The sequence below is a fragment of the Shewanella sp. MTB7 genome (assembly GCF_027571385.1).
Lineage (GTDB): Bacteria > Pseudomonadota > Gammaproteobacteria > Enterobacterales > Shewanellaceae > Shewanella.
Genome location: NZ_CP085636.1, coordinates 4,822,501 through 4,840,600, shown reverse-complemented (window position 1 = coordinate 4,840,600; position 18,100 = coordinate 4,822,501). Strand labels below are relative to the sequence as shown.

Below are 18,100 nucleotides of genomic sequence, written 5' to 3'. Positions count from 1 at the left end.
TAATACCGTCATAAGACTTTTATTACTTTGGCTGGGTTACCAGCTACGACATGTTTTTCGCTAACGTCTTTGGTGACCACTGCGCCAGCACCGATAACCGCTTCATCGCCAATTCGTACGCCAGGTAAAATAATCGCACCACCTCCAATCCATACTCTTTGGCCAATGTATATCGCTTTTGCGACTTCAAATCCGCTGCAGCGCTGTGTGGCGTCGAGTGGGTGACTCGCAGTATAAAGCTGTGCATTGGGACCAATCATGGTTTGTTGACCGATATAAATAGGGGCATTATCTTGTAAGGTGGCATTGGCATTAATAAATACTTGCTCTCCAAGTGAGATATTGACGCCGTAACTGATATAGCAGGGCAGAATAATACAGGCAGTGTTGGCAATATTGGGCAGGAGTTGTGAATCGATTTTGCCATTGAGATTCATTTGTCGATTACGAACTTGCTGTTGTTGCCTAAATTGGCTGAGCTTTGCGTCGAGGCAATGATATTCTTGACCCGAAATCATCTTTTCAAATTCAGCGATGTTAATCATGCTAGGTGGTTGATCCATTTATATTCTCCTACGGAATAGTTTGGCACCATACCTCTTACTCTATTACCGATTCAAGCAAAACTTTGCCCTTTGACGGCGCTAGCCTCATAATGTCGACCATTGTTATATAAGCTGAGTTTCTCCTGTGCGTTTAGATAAATTTATTTGTGAATCAACTTCACACTCTCGTGTTTCTGCAAAGAAAGCCCTGCACCGTGGTGGTGTTACCTGCAATGGAGAGATAGTTAAAACCTCTGGTTTTAAAGTGACGGATGGGCTAACCATTTGTCTAGATGGGGAACCACTGTCGATTATTGGTCCGCGTTTTATTATGCTCAATAAGCCAGTGGACACAATCTGTTCGACGGTTGACGAAATTCACCCATCAGTGATTGGTTTGATTGATGTTATCCGTGCTGAAGATCTGCATATTGCAGGCAGGCTTGATGTGGACACTACCGGTTTAGTGTTAATTACAACTGATGGTCAGTGGTCACATAAGATCACTTCGCCGAAGAAAGAGTGCGGTAAGCGTTATCTGCTTGAGACGGCTGAAGCTTTGAACCCTTTGTTAATCGAAGAGTTTGCTACGGGTCTACAGTTGAACAATGAAGACGGGTTGACTAAACCTGCAATATTGGAGATTTTAGGCTCCCATCAAGCGCGCCTAACTATCACCGAAGGCAAGTATCATCAGGTGAAGCGTATGCTGGCTTCGGTTGGGAATAGTGTAACTAAATTGCACCGTGAAAGTGTTGGTGAAATAGAGTTGGATCCAGCACTCGCTCCCGGTGAGTGGCGTTATTTGACGGATGCTGAAATGAAATCAGTTAAATAACACTAAGATTTAATCTGTATTAACGATAAACGGCTCTCATTTTGAGAGCCGTTTATATACCAATCAGTATAAGAAGTTGATCTACTCAGAGTGTTTTTTGGCAAACTAATTCAAGGCGAATGGATGACATAATGGTTGTTCTCTTATGAGTTCATCCAACGCAGAAGTAGGCAGCCAAAAACACTCCTTACAGGCGAGTTTTAGCGGTTCTGATGCTGTGTTAACGAGCTTGACCGTAGAATAACTATGCTTCTCACTCGTTGCCTTGCCTCAGGACCTCTAAACTCTCGCTGAGCGATCAAATCTTTATACTTATTGGTATTATATAAAATAAAATTGATTAATAACGCTTAGTTAGACAACTTAATTGTGCCGCTGATGGTTGATATATCGATATCAGCTTGGGCATCACCCATCTTAAATTTAAGATATGAGGTGGGAGAGTATTTCTCTTTACTGGGCTTATCCGAAGTTAACTGATTAATAATTTTACCGCCAGGACCACCATTGATCTTGAAACTGGCATTTATATCCTGAGTTAACGTTAAGTCGATATCACCGCTGACACTGTTTAAGCTTGCTTTAGAAGTAAGAGAATCTAAAGATAGTTCGATATCACCGCTGACGGTTCTAACCTGAAGCGATTGTAGATCTGTTAGCTTGATATCGGCATCACCGGATACAAGTTCAATAGATACATCCTGTGCGGATGAGTTAGCATTTAATTCACCGCTGACAAGCTTGTAGCTTATCTCTCCTTTACTGTTATTGTCTTTTATTTTTCCTGACACCGTTGCTAATTTGATTTTGCCATTGAGTGCTGAGGCGTTAATGTTGCCCGAGACCGTTTTGGTGTGCACCTGCTTTTTTAAATCATCAAGGTTAATATTGCCACTGATGGAATTGACAAAGATATCACCTTGAATTTTGCTCACTTGATAGTCAGCCGATAAGCCTTTTACGGTTAAGTTGAGTGATTTTGGAACCATAAAAATTAATGATGAACCCTCTTTGTTTTTACCGTTAAACTGGCGGGGCATTTTATCTTCTAGGGTTAACTTGTTACCTTGATGGTCGACGACAAAACCTTCACTGAGCTCATCTAATTTGCCACGAATACTGACTTCTTGTTTATCCCAACTTCGGATTGTGACATCACCTCTTAATACCTTGATATAGAGTTTAAGGTTATCATCTACCTTGAGCTGTTTATCGATAGACTCAGCAGCAAGTACAAGTTGACTCGCCAAGATAAGCGGCAGTAGCAGGCAGTGTGTTAGGCTTTTCATCTTCATATTATTACTCCATTTTGATCCTGTATTAAGGGAAGAGATTGAGCTTGTGTCATTAGCTCAATTTCTCTGGAATGTGTCCATAACCACAACTGCCAGAGTTGCTGATCTGTTGGGTTGAGTTTTAGTGATTGGTAAATCAGTGTTGCGGCTTCTCTGAGCTGTTTTATTCCGGTCTCTACTGGTGAGCTAAACGGACTCGATTGCCAATTCACCTTTTTTCCTAGCAACTGCAGTTCAGCAATTTGGTTGGCATGTTGCATCTGAATATCTTCAATGCTCGCCAACAGGGTTTGATTAGCATCAGGAATGACATGGATGGGATAAAACAGTTGTTGACTGATAAGTAAGGAGAGTGCGATAACGCTGGCGACGGCTAACGTACGCCAATGGTTTATACGCTTAGTCTCTAGAGCGTCGAGCTGTTTCTCTATCGCTCCCCAAAGATCAGACTCTGGAGTCAGGTTTTCAGGTAAGTTTGATATCATATTATCAAGTCGTTTATTGCTATTATTCATGACATCATCTCCTGCAGTAGTTTTCTTGCTCTATGATATTGAGCCTTACTGGTGCCTTGCGCTATGTTCAATTGTAGTGCTATTTCATTATGCTGATAACCTTCAATGGCAAACAAAACAAAAACAATTCTGGCACGCTCAGGTAATCTCAGCAGTAATTTGTCTAATTCAGCATATTCCATCTCAGTTTCATCAATTTCAGTGTGATCAGTTAGGGAGATAAACCGTGTCCAAAAGCGTTTATGTTTCTTTATACTGCTTAAGGCTTGGTTAACAGTCATGCTGTGCAGCCAAATGGAGAACTGGCTATCTCCTCTAAATAGAGGCAACTTTTGCCATAAGCGAACAAATGTATCTTGAGTCGCTTCTTCAGCTAAAAAGGTTTGTCCACAGAGCCTGTAACAGATCCCGTATACTCGCTTATGATGGTTAAGATAGAGCTGCTTGAAGGCATTTCTGTCACCTTGTTTAGCTTGTTCTATCAGTTCCGATTCGGGGATCTCACAAGGTTTGATGAACCCTACTTGTGCACTCACACTCAGTTCCTTGTGTTTATTTTTCTTAGATAATGATTAGACATAGCCAAGAGGGTAAAAGGTTTGAATGACGTTCATAAAAAAGAACAAAGGTATAACATTGAAGCGTGTAAGTGAAGGGAATGATTAGATGAAATAAAGGGAGGGATTCTCCCTTTATTTAGGTGAGTTTATAATGTTAATTGAATACGAGAATAGACTAATTGTGCGCCCACAAGATCTGCTAGCGCAGTACCTACAGTTTTAAAAACGGTGATCTCTTGATCGTCCGTGCGTCCCGTTATCTCTCCTTTGCAAAGTTGTGCTAGCTCGCCTTTCACTGAGTCCAATTTATATAGACCTTCAGAGATCGGGATTAAGATCTCTCCGGCTTCAGCGAAAACATTGATTTTTGAATCTACATACACCGCCGATTTTAAGATGAGCTGACTGTCACATTCCCGTCGATCATGATTGTGGTTGCCGACAAAGTCTGTGTGTGTGCCAGGTTTGACCCAATCACTGTTAAATAAAGGTTCTGCAGAGCCAGTGGCGCAGCTAATGATATCGGCAATTGGCACAATCTCTTTTAGGCTTTGGCATACAGTGACTAGGATGTCTGAGCGGACTTTTTTTATTTTCTCTACTGTCTTTTTTGCTTTTTCAATATCACGTCCCCAAATGTAGATTTTCGTGATGGGGCGAACACCGGCATGGGCTAGCGCCATATATGAGGAAAGTCTGCCAGTTCCGCAAACTAAGAGAGTACGGGCATCTTTTTTAGCGAGGAAATCACTTCCAAGCGCTGATATAGCGGCTGTGCGCCAGTAAGTGATACTGGTGCCATCGACTAAAGCTTGAGGCACTCCCGTTTTACGATCAAAAATCATGATCTTAGAATATAGACTTTCCAGTTCTGGATTTTCCATTGGATTTTCAGGGAAATAGGTAAAGGCTTTTACTGCGATGGTTTTGTTATTCCATGAAGGCAATATCGCAAATGCATCACTATGTGAATTCGCTTCATCTAGGTTAAATACTTGTCTTTGTGGCATTCCAGCAGGCTTTGAAAAAGCATCTCTAAGTTCAGATATTAACTCTGGAAAGTTAAGTGTGTTATGTACAGCTGCTGCATCAATGACTATCATACTCACCCCTTTTTAGGGATATTGTATACCAAATAAGTGTTTATATAAATATCTCTCAATAAAAGGGGATGGATGAGCAGTGAAAGTGCTTGATTGGGGTTGCTTAGAACGGTATTTAACACTGCCTTTACGTTTAAAGTTGGATTAATAATGTTAACCTGACGGTCGATAGCCGAGGTAAATAAAGAGTCGCATTTAATGTGGCCGTGTTCATTTTATCATAGTGTAAATTTTTAACTATTTTTTATAGTTTGCTTGAATTCTAGGGATCTAAATATGCTCATCCGTCATAAATTAATGCTCAGCGCTGCAGTATCGATTGTAGCGTTAGTGGCAATGTTCTCATTACAGCGATATTCCAGTGGAATACAGCAAGAGTTATCACTTGCCGCACTAGGGGTTCTTAAGCTGGAGAAAGAGGTGTTGAGTCTAAGAAAGGATGAAAAAGATTTTTTTTCCGCTTAGACCTTGCTTACCTTGATAAGCATCGCAGAAGTGCTGATGAGATAAATTCAGAAGTAGAGTCTCTTAGGGATATCTTTGAATCAAATGTTATCCCTGCTGTCGAGCTTGATGGTTTTGAAAACAATATACAGTTTTATCAGGATTCATTTCAGCGTGTTGTTGCACTTCAACAAGAGATAGGTTTAACCCCTAAAACCGGCTTGTATGGGGCATTAAGGCAAGCGGTTCACAATGTCGAAACCTTAGTTAAAGAGTATAAACAGCCAGAATTAATGGTGATAATGCTGCAGCTTAGGCGTAATGAGAAAGATTTTATGCTGCGTCGAAGCATGAATTATGTCGAAAAGTTTAATGGCAACATTGAGAAGTTTCAGCAGGGTTTAACTCATTCTGATATCGACAGTTCAGCTAAAGATGAATTGTCCGAATTAGTGTCAAGTTACCAGAAGAATTTCGCCTTATTAGTGTCTAAGGATCAAATCTTAGGCTTAACTCATAATGACGGTCAAATGGGAAAGCTTGGTGATGCCATTGCATCAGCGAATTCGAGCTTAGTCACATTAAAAAAACAATCATTAACAGCGATTGCAGATTCTGAACAGTCTTCAATTACCTTAGGTTTTGTCCTTTTCAGTATTATAACAATCATTTTGATCGGTTTTACTATCTTCATTATCCGTAGCATCATGGAACCCGTTACTCGTCTCACAATGGCGATCTCAGAAATTGAGAGAAATAAAGATCTTACAATCCGTTGTGATACAGGTGCAGATGACGAAATCAGCCAAGTGGCAAAACATTTCAATACAATGTTGGATAGTTTTCAACGGTTAATTGAAGAGGTTATTGAGTCAGTTAATAGCATGACCCACTCCTGTTCTGAATTTCTTTAAATGCAGTAAAAGCTTCTGAAGGTGTTGGGCAACAACTAAATGAAACAGATATGGTCGCTACAGCGATTACAGAGATGGGGGCTACCATCGATGAGATTGCAAAGAATACTGAATTGGCTGCTGAGCGCGCAAGTAATACTTATAATAATGCGCTTAAAGGTCAAAGGAGTGTAGAGCAGACGATTGAGAAGATTCAATGTTTAGTAGAGCAACTTAATAGCTCGTCGAAAGTTGTTGGTGAATTAGAGCAAGACAGTAAGACGATTGGCAGTGTTTTGGACGTCATTCGTGGAATCGCTGATCAAACAAATTTACTTGCTCTTAATGCCGCAATTGAAGCAGCTCGAGCTGGTGAGCAGGGAAGGGGCTTTGCTGTTGTTGCTGATGAAGTGCGTAATCTGGCAATGAGAACACAAGAGTCGACGGAAGTGATCGCTAGTATTATTGAGACCTTACAATCTAGAACCCGCTCCATTGTAGAGTTAATGACAACAACTGAAAGGCAGGGAGGTGAAAGTGCTGAGCAAGCAGCTTCGGCTGGAACTCTATTGCAACAGATTAACTTAGATGTGACCAATATTATGGATATGAGTACGCAGATAGCAGCTGCAATTGAGGAGCAAAGTATGGTGGCTTCAGAGGTCAGTAAAAATGTGGTTATCATCCGCGATATTGCCCAGGAGTCGGCAACATCAGCAGATGATAATGCACGAGCTTCTGAAGAGGTTAAGGCGAGTGCTGATTTACTACATAACGCTGTGAGCTTATTTAAGATCTAACTTGTATGAGTAGGCTAAGCTTAAGGAGGTGAATAGATGGGTATGATTGATGAAATTAAACCATTTTTTAAACGTTCTGGGTTTAGCCTTACTCTTGGTCTCGCTTTCACTGACAAGTGTGCTGTACTATTTTGCTTATCTACCAGCGATCGAATCTGAAATTCGTGCTCAGCAAGAAAAAGAGTTACTTGCCGTTCAGATGGGAATTAAGTTTGCACAACGGAATTTAGAAGTGTTGTGCTACGACTATGCCGTCTGGGATGAGATGGTTGATTTCGTTACGCTAAGAGACCCAGATTTTAGCTTATCGAGCTTGAACAATAATACCTTTGAAGCAGCTAATATAGATGGTGCCTATCTTTTTGATTTAGATGGGAGGCTGTTGTGGCATTACAGCAGCGATGAACGCCTACTTCCTCAAACCTTTCCGCAACAAAATAGAGATTGGATAGGCTTAGTTCTGCCTGATAGAAAATCCATAGAACAAGAGACACCAACAACTCGAAATGGACTGATAAACCTTGGTGGAACCGTTGTTTACTTCAGTAATACATCAGTATTACCGTCCGATGAAAGGGGGATCGTTGTAGGAAGTCTACTGATGGTAAGGGTGATAAACAACAAACTGACAGAGGAGATTCAGCAGCTAAGTTTGGTTAATTTTAGTTTGGATAAATTAGATCCCAGCAATAAATATGATGGCCTTGAAACCTTTAATAATGTGCCTACCATTGATTCTTTGTCACCGCAACATATGTGGTTAGTTAATGATGTGTTTGCAACGCCTGCGTTAAAAATATCCGTGACTCATGATAAGAACCTGACCCCCTCACTATTTACCCCTGAATCTGCAATGCTATTTTGTATATTGTTCATGGTCTCTCTAGGTACGATAATCCCTATCTCAATTATGGTATTGAAACCGCTCCGAACTGCTAACCGTGTGCTGGTGAAGATGGCAGAAAGTGGCAAGTTGATCAAAATGAAAACCAAGTGGCATATCGACGAGATCACGAAATTGTCAGTTTCGTTTAATCAGGTGGTTGAGAAGTTAGAACGACACCAGAATTATCTTGAATCTTTGTCTTATAAAGATTCGTTAACAGGTGTGGCTAACCGCCGAAGTTTAGAAATATTCGCCCAAAGGGCTTATGAACAGTGGCGTGAAGGAAAAGGGATGATAGGTTTCTTGATGATCGATATTGATAATTTCAAAGCTTATAACGACACGCAAGGTCATTTGGCTGGAGACAAAGCTATTTTGACGGTAGCACAAACTTTACTTCTAGAGTGTCGACGCAGAGGCGAGTTACTGACTCGTTATGGTGGCGAGGAGTTTTGTGTGGTGATCCATGGCGACAATATTGCACAGATGGAGTTGTTGTCTAAAAGAATGTTAAAGCAAGTGTGGGCGCTAAATTTGTATCATCCTAAAGGATCTCATGGCAAAAGAGTGACGATAAGTATAGGAGGTAGTTTGTATGAGAGGTTTCATCCCTCATTTTCAGAGATGACGTGGGAGATGATGATAGATCATGCGGATATACAGCTTTATGAGGCTAAAACATCAGGACGGAATCAGAGCAAGCTGGAATACAACAAGGAGGAAGAATTAAAATTGGTAGAGTGAAATAGAATATGAAATTAACAGTAGTTTAAATTAAGAGGTACAACTGAGAAAATGTTCGGAGTGCTAATCAAACTTTATTTTAAGTAGAAAATTGGTGCCCGAACCCGGAATCGAACCAGGGACACGAGGATTTTCAATCCTCTGCTCTACCGACTGAGCTATTCGGGCAACGGGGTGCATTAAAAAGCTTTTGCGCTTTTGAGTCAACAAGTTTTTTTTAATAATCGTTATTTATCTACTGATTGCACACCTTTCGCACTAAGTGGTGTCAAATGATACAAGTCGAATCAGGAAGACGCTGAAAACGATTAACGGTCCATGACCGATCTTCATAAATGTTCCAGATAAAAAAGCCCCGAACATCGGAGCTTTTAAATCAATCATCTAACATCTAGTTTGAAAGTGTTGAGTTTTCTGGGAAATTGACTTTCATTACTGATAAGACATTTTCTTTTAGCTTCGTCTGCCCTAGTTCACCATAAGCTACTGACATTATCTCTAATGCTCGTTCTGTTGATGGAGTACCAGGGTAAGTTTCCATTACCGATTGGGCTCTTATTGCAGCAGCGCTCCAAGCATTCATTTTGATATAGTATTCGGCCACAGTGATTGAATATTTAGCCAAACGGTTTTTCAACTGCTGCATGCGTTTTGCCGCATCTGGAGCATATTTACTATTCGGGTATGATTTGATTAAGCGGTTGAAGTCTTTAAATGCATCTTGAGCAACCTTAGGGTCACGATCAGTTCTATCAATGTTCAACATATCATGGAACATATAGTTATCAGATTGCATGTTGACTAAGCCACGCATGTAGTAAACATAGTCGATATTTTTATGTGTTGGGTTGAGTCTGATAAAGCGATCTATATTAGCTATACCCGAAGCGGGGTCATCTAGCTTATAATAGGCGTAGATGAGGTCGAGTTGCACTTGAGTTTTATGTGGGCCAAACGGATAGCGGGAGTCTAATGCTTCTAAAGATCGTACCGCTTTGCTGTAATTACCTAGCTCCATAGAGGTTCTTGCTTGTGAATACAGTACGTCTGGAGAGGTTTTGCTAGTCTTCAGCTGATCTTCTTGGTTACTACTACAGGCGGTTATGGCCAGTGAAAACAGGCCTATTAAGGCGCCTTTAACAAAATTATGCATACTTAAATTCGATTCTTTTAAAGTTATAGTTAGGAATTTTTCCATTTCAAGATAAAATAGAAACAATTCGATTGTAACAGATTACACACTTTTTATGACCCCGAAAAGCGGGTACGGTTCCTATGACACTAGAGATTAATCTAAAAAGCGAGATTACAGCAACACAAACAGGCCAAAGATTGGATCAAACTTTGGCTGAATTGTACCCTGATTATTCGCGCACACGCATCAAAGAGTGGATCCAATCAGGTTGGGTTTACATTGATGGCGTTACTTCAACTAAGCCAAGAGAAAAAGTGCTTGAAGGGCAAGAAATTGCTGTTGAAGCGACACTCCAAGAAGAAACTGCAGCTAAGGCTCAGGCGATCGACTTAGATATTGTTTATGAAGATGATCATATCATCGTGATTAATAAGCAAGCAGGTCTAGTCGTCCATCCTGGCGCAGGTAACCAAGATGGCACCTTAATGAATGCCTTGCTGCATCATAGCCCAGGAATTGAACTCGTTCCCCGTGCTGGTATCGTGCATCGTTTGGACAAAGATACGACAGGTCTAATGGTTGTGGCTAAAACGGTAGAAGCTCAGACTCATCTGGTTTCTGCACTACAAGCTCGTGAGATCACGCGTGAATATGAGGCTATTGTTTTAGGCTCTATTATTGCAGGTGGCACAATCGATGAACCTATCGATCGTCATCCAACCAAGCGTACTCATATGGCTGTCGTGCATAACGGTAAGCCTGCTATGACACATTATCGTGTTGCTGAAAAATTCAGAGCTCATACCCGTTTAAGATTACGTCTTGAATCGGGTCGTACTCACCAAATTCGTGTGCATATGGCTCATATTGGTCATACCTTAGTCGGCGATCCAGTATACGGTGGTCGTCCTCGCCCGCCTAAAGGTATTACACCTGAATTTTTTGAAATCTATATGGGCTTTAAACGTCAAGCTTTGCATGCAATCAGGCTTGAATTGGCGCACCCGTATACATTTGAAATAATGAGTTGGCAAGCTCCAGTACCTGAGGATATGGTTACTTTAACCAGAGCCTTGAGAAAAGATACTGAAGATAATCCTGTCATTGTTTAAATGTTTGAGCTTTATCTTTCAAGGTTTTTAGTAAGTGAGCAAGATTTATACTTAAGATAAACGTAATGAAAGATAAAGGCTGGCACATTCCCAATGGCGTTAATATCGCATTTACTACCCGCCGTGATGGTGTAAGTAGTGCTCCCTATGCAAGTTTAAACTTAGGTTTGCATGTGGGGGATGTCATTGATGATGTGTTGGCAAATCGAGTGCTTGTTCAAGAGCGCTTACAACTCCCTGTATCAGCCGCTTGGTTAAACCAGATCCACAGTACTGATGTGGTAAAAGCCGATAATCGCACGGTTCAAAATGCCGATGCTAGTTATACTGATTCCCTTGAACAAGTCTGTGTGGTGATGACGGCAGATTGCTTGCCTATTTTATTATGTGATCAAGCTGGTACACAAGTGTGTGCAGTGCATGCTGGATGGAAAGGTTTGTGCGACGGTATTATTGAAGTTGCTTTAGGGACATTTGATGTTAAAAATAGTCGATTAATTGCTTATCTCGGTCCGGCAATAGGTCCTGAACAGTTTGAGGTCGGTGCAGAGGTGAGGGCATTATTTTTATCTCGACATGTAGAGTCGGAACAATATTTTATTAAAAAATTGCTCCCCATATCTTGTCTAGAGGGCGAGATGTCCGCTGAGGATAAATATTTTGCCGATCTTCAGGGGCTGGCAAAACTTCGTTTAACACTCGCGGGTGTGACCGAGGTCTATCAATCCGATATTTGTACTTTCAACCATCCGGATGAATATTTCTCCTATCGAAGAGATAAAACTACTGGTCGAATGGCTTCATATATTTGGTTGTCATAAATACTATAATTTCTTTCACAGAAAGATTACCTTATACCTTGAAAAACCCTTAATATCCCCCATATTTTAGTTATTCAGGTATGTTAAATTTGTTTGTGGAGGCTGTATGCGACTCGATCGTATGACTAATAAATTTCAAACTGCAATTTCCGATGCACAATCATTAGCGCTAGGCCGTGATCACCAATTTATTGAACCCATTCATCTAATGATGGCCTTATTAAATCAAGATAATGGTTCGATTCATTCACTATTAACCCAAGCGGGTATGAATGTTAGTTCGCTACGTTCTTTAGTTAGCCAAGAGTTAGAACGTTTACCTAAGGTAGAGGGCACTGGAGGCGATGTTCAGTTATCGCAGTCTCTGATCCGCTTATTGAACTTATGTGACAAACTTTCCCAGAAACGCAAAGATAAATATATTTCTAGTGAGTTATTTATACTCGCAGCTCTCGAAGGGAATGACACGCTTGCACAGAACCTGAAAAAGTCAGGTGCGACCAAAGACTTGATGGAGCAAACGATCAAGCAGATACGTGCAGGAAAAAATATTGATGATCCCAATGCGGAAGATCAACGTCAGGCGCTCAAAAAATTCACGGTTGATCTTACGGAGCGTGCCGAACAGGGAAAACTCGATCCGGTTATTGGCCGTGATGACGAGATCCGTCGAACTATCCAGGTTTTACAACGTAGAAGCAAGAATAATCCGGTATTAATCGGTGAACCTGGTGTAGGTAAAACGGCAATTGTTGAGGGATTAGCCCAAAGAATCATTAATGGTGAGGTTCCTGAAGGGATTAAGAATAAGCGTGTACTTTCATTAGATATGGGGGCATTGGTTGCTGGTGCAAAATATCGCGGTGAATTTGAGGAGCGTTTAAAAGCGGTACTTAATGAATTGTCTCAGGAAGAGGGACAAGTGATTCTCTTTATTGACGAGCTTCATACTATGGTCGGTGCCGGTAAAGGTGATGGTGCCATGGATGCGGGCAATATGCTTAAACCTGCCTTAGCAAGAGGAGATCTTCATTGCGTTGGGGCAACGACTCTAGATGAGTATCGCAAATACATAGAAAAAGATGCAGCGTTGGAACGACGCTTCCAAAAGGTGTTAGTTGAAGAACCTAATGTGGAAGACACTATCGCCATTTTACGTGGGCTTAAAGAGCGCTATGAGTTACACCATCATGTAGAGATCACCGATCCTGCAATTGTTGCTGCAGCTAGTATGTCAAATCGTTATGTCTCAGATCGAAAGCTACCAGATAAAGCAATAGACCTAATCGATGAGGCTGCATCGAGTATTCGCATTCAGATGGATTCGAAACCCGAACTATTAGATAAGTTAGATCGCCGCGCGATTCAGCTTAAACTTGAAGAACAAGCGCTTTCTAAAGAAACGGACGAAGCAAGTCTTCGTCGGCTTTTGACTATACGAAAAGAGTTAAAAAGTGTCGAGACTAAAGCGTTAGAGTTAAATGAAATTTGGCGAACAGAGAAAGCCGCTTTGGCCGGAACTCAACATATTAAATCGGATCTTGAACAAGCTCGATTAGATCTGGAGGTTGCCCGACGAGCAAGCGATCTGACTCGTATGTCTGAATTACAGTATGGCCGTATTCCAGAACTAGAAAAGCAATTGGATTTGGCATCTCAAGCCGAAATGCAAGATATGACTTTGTTAAGGAATAAAGTCACGGAAGTTGAAATAGCGGAAGTGCTATCCCGTGCAACTGGGATCCCTGTTTCTAAGATGCTTGAAGGAGAAAGAGAGAAACTCTTACATATGGAGGATGCTCTTCATACTCAAGTGATAGGGCAAAACGAAGCCGTTGATGCAGTGTCAAATGCGATTAGGCGTAGTCGTGCTGGTCTGTCAGATCCTGATCGTCCAATAGGTTCATTTTTGTTTTTAGGTCCTACAGGTGTAGGAAAAACAGAGTTATGCAAATCCTTGGCTAAATTTCTTTTTGATACTGAAGCGGCATTAGTACGTATCGACATGTCTGAGTTTATGGAGAAGCATTCAGTTGCGCGTCTGCTTGGTGCTCCTCCTGGATATGTAGGCTATGAAGAGGGAGGATATCTGACCGAAGCGATAAGAAGAAAACCATATTCGGTGATCTTGCTTGATGAAGTAGAAAAAGCCCATCCTGATGTCTTTAACATTTTACTGCAGGTGCTTGATGATGGTCGTCTAACTGATGGTCAAGGGAGAACGGTCGACTTTAGGAATACTGTGGTGATAATGACCTCTAATTTAGGTTCAGATATCATTCAGGAACAGTTCATAAGTTTATCCTATGAAGAGATGAAATCTGAGGTGATGAACGTCGTGATTCATAGCTTTAGGCCTGAATTTCTTAACCGGATAGATGAGATGGTCGTGTTCCATCCATTAGGTGAGAAAGATATTGAGCATATCGCTTCAATTCAAATTGAATCTCTAAAGAAGCGTCTTGAAGAGAAAGATTATGAATTGAGTTTAAGTGATGAGGCGTTAGCTTTTATTGCTAGAGCAGGTTTCGATCCTGTCTATGGTGCCAGACCACTGAAGCGAGCATTACAACAAGAGGTAGAAAACCCCTTAGCTCAACGTATTTTAAGTGAAAGTCTAGTACCTGGTAAGCCTATTAATGTTAATTGTTTGGAAGGTAAATTGGTTTTTAGCCAATAAGTAACCTTAGATGTCATGATGTAAAATAAAACAGACTCATTTGGGTCTGTTTTATTTTTCAGCCACATTAAGGTTATTGATCACAGAAGAGCTTGATACGTTCTTGTTGAGTGATAATCTCTTGCTGCCTGTCCTCCTCTTTCATCGAGGTAAGTTCACCTGTTTTTTCATTTTTACTCCTTAATCTGGAGTGAGAACTTAGAAGATGTAAATTTTGTTTTGCACTTTCACATATAGCACTCGCTTGTTCACTGTTTTTTTTCTTAATGGCTTCAGCGTTTTTTTCATCTTCACTTTGAAGTGGAGCGGCATGTTCTCTTACTTTTGGCTGGATAAAGCCAATAGGTTGTTGTTCTAAATCCTCACTATAAATTTTACTTGAGTTAGTATTTGCAGGTGGTTGTTGACTGTAATGAGTGACCCCATTCTCATCTATCCATTTATGGATCACGGTAGCTGATAACGAAGGAATAAGCGTTAGCAGTAAAGAGAGTAAGATAAATTTTCTGAACATAATACCTACTTAATAAAACCTATTTGTTAAAAGTAAAAGAACTGAAACTAGTCTAATCAATATTCAGTTGAAGCTAAGCTTAGGTTTAACATCGATATAATCAGTATGGTTTGTTTTTTATACAAGATACTACCGATTTAGTCATATGCAAGAATTTGACATGGCGATTGTGGCAGATTTTGGTGGTTTTAAGCTCAGAGTGCGCTTAAAGTGTTCAAACGGCAGCGTTGAGACAAAAAGCCCTTGTGCTCTTCTCCGATATCCCTATAATGCGCATCCACTGACACGGCACAGCAGGCAGACTACCCAGTCGAAAGGCTAGATAGCACGGGACTTGCAGCGTGATTAGTTCACTCTTTTAACGAAGAGTGAGAGTTAAAACTCTTCGGGGATTTGATTCAGGTGACAACCGCTTTACGGGCTTCGAGTTTGACTTCTGCTTAAGAAATCACCACTCGAAAAAATTGTTAAAATAAGCGCTTGACGCCGACACTGGAGAGTGTAGAATACGCCTCCTCAAGCCAATGACCTAGCGTCTACCGGCAGTATCTGAAAGATTGATGCTAACGCTCTTTAACAATTCAAAACAAGAAATCTGTGTGGACACTCACAGGTGTTGAGTTATTCGAAATTGTCTCTTTTGAGGCAATCAAAAATTTACTCAATGAACCACTGAGTGACCATAGCAACGGACTTCAACTTCTTTCGGGAAAATGAGGTTACGGAGCAATAATATGTGAACTTCATGAATCTTCGGGTTTGTGAAAAACAGTATAATTCGTTGAGCCGTTTTACTTCTAACGGAGTAGAACAAAAAACTTTAATTGAAGAGTTTGATCATGGCTCAGATTGAACGCTGGCGGCAGGCCTAACACATGCAAGTCGAGCGGAAACAGGAAAGTAGCTTGCTACTTTCGCTGTCGAGCGGCGGACGGGTGAGTAATGCCTAGATATCTGCCTAGTCGTGGGGGATAACAGTTGGAAACGACTGCTAATACCGCATACGCCCTACGGGGGAAAGGAGGGGACGCACTTTCGAGAGCGCCTTTCGCGATTAGATGAGTCTAGGTGGGATTAGCTAGTAGGTGAGGTAATGGCTCACCTAGGCGACGATCCCTAGCTGGTCTGAGAGGATGATCAGCCACACTGGAACTGAGACACGGTCCAGACTCCTACGGAGGCAGCAGTGGGGAATATTGCACAATGGGCGAAAGCCTGATGCAGCCATGCCGCGTGTGTGAAGAAGGCCTTCGGGTTGTAAAGCACTTTCAGCGAGGAGGAAAGGTTGTCGTTTAATAAACGACAGCTGTGACGTTACTCGCAGAAGAAGCACCGGCTAACTTCGTGCCAGCAGCCGCGGTAATACGAGGGGTGCAAGCGTTAATCGGAATTACTGGGCGTAAAGCGTACGCAGGCGGTCTGTTAAGCCAGATGTGAAAGCCCCGTGCTCAACCTGGGAATTGCATTTGGAACTGACAGACTAGAGTCTTGTAGAGGGGGGTAGAATTTCAGGTGTAGCGGTGAAATGCGTAGAGATCTGAAGGAATACCGGTGGCGAAGGCGGCCCCCTGGACAAAGACTGACGCTCATGTACGAAAGCGTGGGGAGCAAACAGGATTAGATACCCTGGTAGTCCACGCCGTAACGATGTCTACTCGGAGTTTGGTAACTTAGTTACTGGGCTCCCAAGCTAACGCATTAAGTAGACCGCCTGGGGAGTACGGCCGCAAGGTTAAAACTCAAATGAATTGACGGGGGCCCGCACAAGCGGTGGAGCATGTGGTTTAATTCGATGCAACGCGAAGAACCTTACCTACTCTTGACATCCTCAGAAGAGACCAGAGATGGACTTGTGCCTTCGGGAACTGAGAGACAGGTGCTGCATGGCTGTCGTCAGCTCGTGTTGTGAAATGTTGGGTTAAGTCCCGCAACGAGCGCAACCCTTATCCTTATTTGCCAGCGAGTTATGTCGGGAACTTTAGGAGACTGCCGGTGATAAACCGGAGGAAGGTGGGGACGACGTCAAGTCATCATGGCCCTTACGAGTAGGGCTACACACGTGCTACAATGGTCGGTACAGAGGGTCGCAACGCCGCGAGGTCAAGCTAATCCCACAAAGCCGGTCGTAGTCCGGATCGGAGTCTGCAACTCGACTCCGTGAAGTCGGAATCGCTAGTAATCGTAGATCAGAATGCTACGGTGAATACGTTCCCGGGCCTTGTACACACCGCCCGTCACACCATGGGAGTGGGCTGCACCAGAAGTAGATAGCTTAACCTTTCGGGGAGGGCGTTTACCACGGTGTGGTTCATGACTGGGGTGAAGTCGTAACAAGGTAGCCCTAGGGGAACCTGGGGCTGGATCACCTCCTTACCTATACGACTAACTTAATGTTTGTTGAGTGTTCACACAGATAACTTGTTCTTGTTAGAGCGAGAAACACGCCTTTACGGTGATGTTTGTTCTTTAAAAATTTGGAAAGCTGATAGTGTTAATGTGAAAGGGACAGTAAATATCTTATTTGTAAGTGATTTATTGTTAATAGCATTAGCGCGAAAAATAAATAATTGAGTTCTCAAACACTTAAATCAAGTGCCGAATCATCTTAACGATGGTTCAAGAGTATTCTTTTGGCGAAAGTAAACACCATTAGTTGCGATACATCTCGTTCAAACTTACCCGTTTGAACGATAGATAATATCAGCGCAGCAAGTTGCGTTTTTGTCTAAGCCGTAAGTTGAGAGAGGAAGGAGTGTAGCGTGCTACATGACTGGCGAACGAAGCTTGCAATACAGACAAAATAGCAAATCGCAAGCGAGAAAAACCTATGTGGGTTGTATGGTTAAGTGACTAAGCGTATACGGTGGATGCCTTGGCAGTCAGAGGCGATGAAGGACGTAGTAACTTGCGATAAGCGTTGGCGAGCTAGTAACAAGCATTTGAGCTAACGATGTCCGAATGGGGAAACCCACTAGCATAAGCTAGTATCACATACTGAATACATAGGTATGTGAGGCAAACCCGGGGAACTGAAACATCTAAGTACCCGGAGGAAAAGAAATCAACCGAGATTCCCCTAGTAGCGGCGAGCGAACGGGGATTAGCCCTTAAGCGTAGAGGGTGTTAGTGGAATGTGTTGGAAAGCACAGCGGCACAGGGTGATAGCCCCGTACATGAAAACTAACTTTACGTGAAAACGAGTAGGACGGGACACG

General features: G+C 42.0%; 12 protein-coding genes, 1 tRNA gene, 2 rRNA genes and 1 pseudogene (1 of these 16 cut by a window edge). 8 read left to right on the top strand and 8 right to left on the bottom strand.

Annotation, left to right across the window (positions count from 1 at the left end; genetic code table 11):
- Nucleotides 1–8 precede the first annotated feature (8 nt).
- Complete coding sequence (locus HWQ47_RS21050; protein ID WP_269971819.1) at nt 9–536, bottom strand: sugar O-acetyltransferase; 528 nt, start codon at nt 534–536, stop codon at nt 9–11.
- A gap of 154 nt (nt 537–690) precedes the next feature.
- Between HWQ47_RS21050 and HWQ47_RS21045 the strand changes: the two genes are divergently transcribed.
- A complete protein-coding gene (locus tag HWQ47_RS21045) occupies nt 691–1,383 on the top strand; it encodes a pseudouridine synthase (protein ID WP_269967960.1) in 693 nt (230 codons plus the stop codon).
- Between the two features lie 350 nt (nt 1,384–1,733).
- Here HWQ47_RS21045 and HWQ47_RS21040 read toward each other — a convergent pair whose 3' ends face one another.
- The 4 genes from HWQ47_RS21040 to HWQ47_RS21025 all read right to left on the bottom strand — a co-directional run bounded on the left by HWQ47_RS21040 (nt 1,734) and on the right by HWQ47_RS21025 (nt 4,856).
- Nucleotides 1,734–2,678: a DUF4097 family beta strand repeat-containing protein gene (locus HWQ47_RS21040; RefSeq protein ID WP_269967959.1), complete on the bottom strand. Its 945-nt coding sequence runs from the start codon at nt 2,676–2,678 to the stop codon at nt 1,734–1,736.
- On the bottom strand, nt 2,675–3,193 hold the full coding sequence (locus HWQ47_RS21035) for a hypothetical protein (RefSeq protein WP_269967958.1): 519 nt from the start codon (nt 3,191–3,193) through the stop codon (nt 2,675–2,677). Before HWQ47_RS21035 ends, HWQ47_RS21040 begins: the two co-directional genes overlap by 4 nt.
- Nucleotides 3,190–3,729, bottom strand: a complete 540-nt coding sequence (locus HWQ47_RS21030; protein WP_442802097.1) for an RNA polymerase sigma factor — start codon at nt 3,727–3,729, stop codon at nt 3,190–3,192. The genes HWQ47_RS21035 and HWQ47_RS21030 overlap by 4 nt, the downstream gene beginning before the upstream one ends.
- Before the next feature lie 170 nt (nt 3,730–3,899).
- Nucleotides 3,900–4,856 carry an ornithine cyclodeaminase family protein gene (locus tag HWQ47_RS21025; RefSeq protein ID WP_269967957.1) on the bottom strand — a complete coding sequence of 319 codons (957 nt, stop codon included), beginning with the start codon at nt 4,854–4,856 and terminating at the stop codon, nt 3,900–3,902.
- 276 nt (nt 4,857–5,132) lie between these two features.
- Here HWQ47_RS21025 and HWQ47_RS21020 point away from each other — a divergent pair.
- Nucleotides 5,133–6,993, top strand: a pseudogene (locus HWQ47_RS21020) (methyl-accepting chemotaxis protein).
- Between the two features lie 49 nt (nt 6,994–7,042).
- Nucleotides 7,043–8,623 carry a sensor domain-containing diguanylate cyclase gene (locus HWQ47_RS21015; RefSeq protein WP_269967956.1) on the top strand — a complete coding sequence of 527 codons (1,581 nt, stop codon included), beginning with the start codon at nt 7,043–7,045 and terminating at the stop codon, nt 8,621–8,623.
- Between the two features lie 92 nt (nt 8,624–8,715).
- Here HWQ47_RS21015 and HWQ47_RS21010 read toward each other — a convergent pair.
- Nucleotides 8,716–8,791, bottom strand: a tRNA-Phe gene (locus HWQ47_RS21010).
- Between the two features lie 223 nt (nt 8,792–9,014).
- Nucleotides 9,015–9,776 carry an outer membrane protein assembly factor BamD gene (locus HWQ47_RS21005; RefSeq protein WP_269967955.1) on the bottom strand — a complete coding sequence of 254 codons (762 nt, stop codon included), beginning with the start codon at nt 9,774–9,776 and terminating at the stop codon, nt 9,015–9,017.
- 122 nt (nt 9,777–9,898) lie between these two features.
- On the opposite strand from HWQ47_RS21005, the gene rluD reads away from it, so the two are divergent.
- The 3 genes from rluD (at nt 9,899) to clpB (ending at nt 14,371) form a co-directional block, all read left to right on the top strand.
- Nucleotides 9,899–10,870, top strand: coding sequence for a 23S rRNA pseudouridine(1911/1915/1917) synthase RluD (rluD, locus tag HWQ47_RS21000; protein WP_269967954.1), 972 nt, complete (start codon nt 9,899–9,901; stop codon nt 10,868–10,870).
- Between the two features lie 65 nt (nt 10,871–10,935).
- Nucleotides 10,936–11,691 carry a peptidoglycan editing factor PgeF gene (gene pgeF / locus HWQ47_RS20995; protein ID WP_269967953.1) on the top strand — a complete coding sequence of 252 codons (756 nt, stop codon included), beginning with the start codon at nt 10,936–10,938 and terminating at the stop codon, nt 11,689–11,691.
- Between the two features lie 106 nt (nt 11,692–11,797).
- Nucleotides 11,798–14,371, top strand: coding sequence for an ATP-dependent chaperone ClpB (clpB, locus tag HWQ47_RS20990; RefSeq protein ID WP_269967952.1), 2,574 nt, complete (start codon nt 11,798–11,800; stop codon nt 14,369–14,371).
- A 73-nt stretch (nt 14,372–14,444) separates the two neighbouring features.
- Here the strand turns inward: clpB and HWQ47_RS20985 are convergent, their stop codons facing one another.
- On the bottom strand, nt 14,445–14,885 hold the full coding sequence (locus HWQ47_RS20985) for a DUF4124 domain-containing protein (RefSeq protein WP_269967951.1): 441 nt from the start codon (nt 14,883–14,885) through the stop codon (nt 14,445–14,447).
- 821 nt (nt 14,886–15,706) lie between these two features.
- Here HWQ47_RS20985 and HWQ47_RS20980 point away from each other — a divergent pair.
- Together HWQ47_RS20980 and HWQ47_RS20975 are read left to right on the top strand one after the other, a co-directional pair.
- A 16S ribosomal RNA gene (locus HWQ47_RS20980) occupies nt 15,707–17,258 on the top strand.
- A gap of 467 nt (nt 17,259–17,725) precedes the next feature.
- A 23S ribosomal RNA gene (locus tag HWQ47_RS20975) occupies nt 17,726–18,100 on the top strand; it runs 2,543 nt beyond the window's last position.
- Together the 16S and 23S rRNA genes form the textbook arrangement of a ribosomal RNA operon.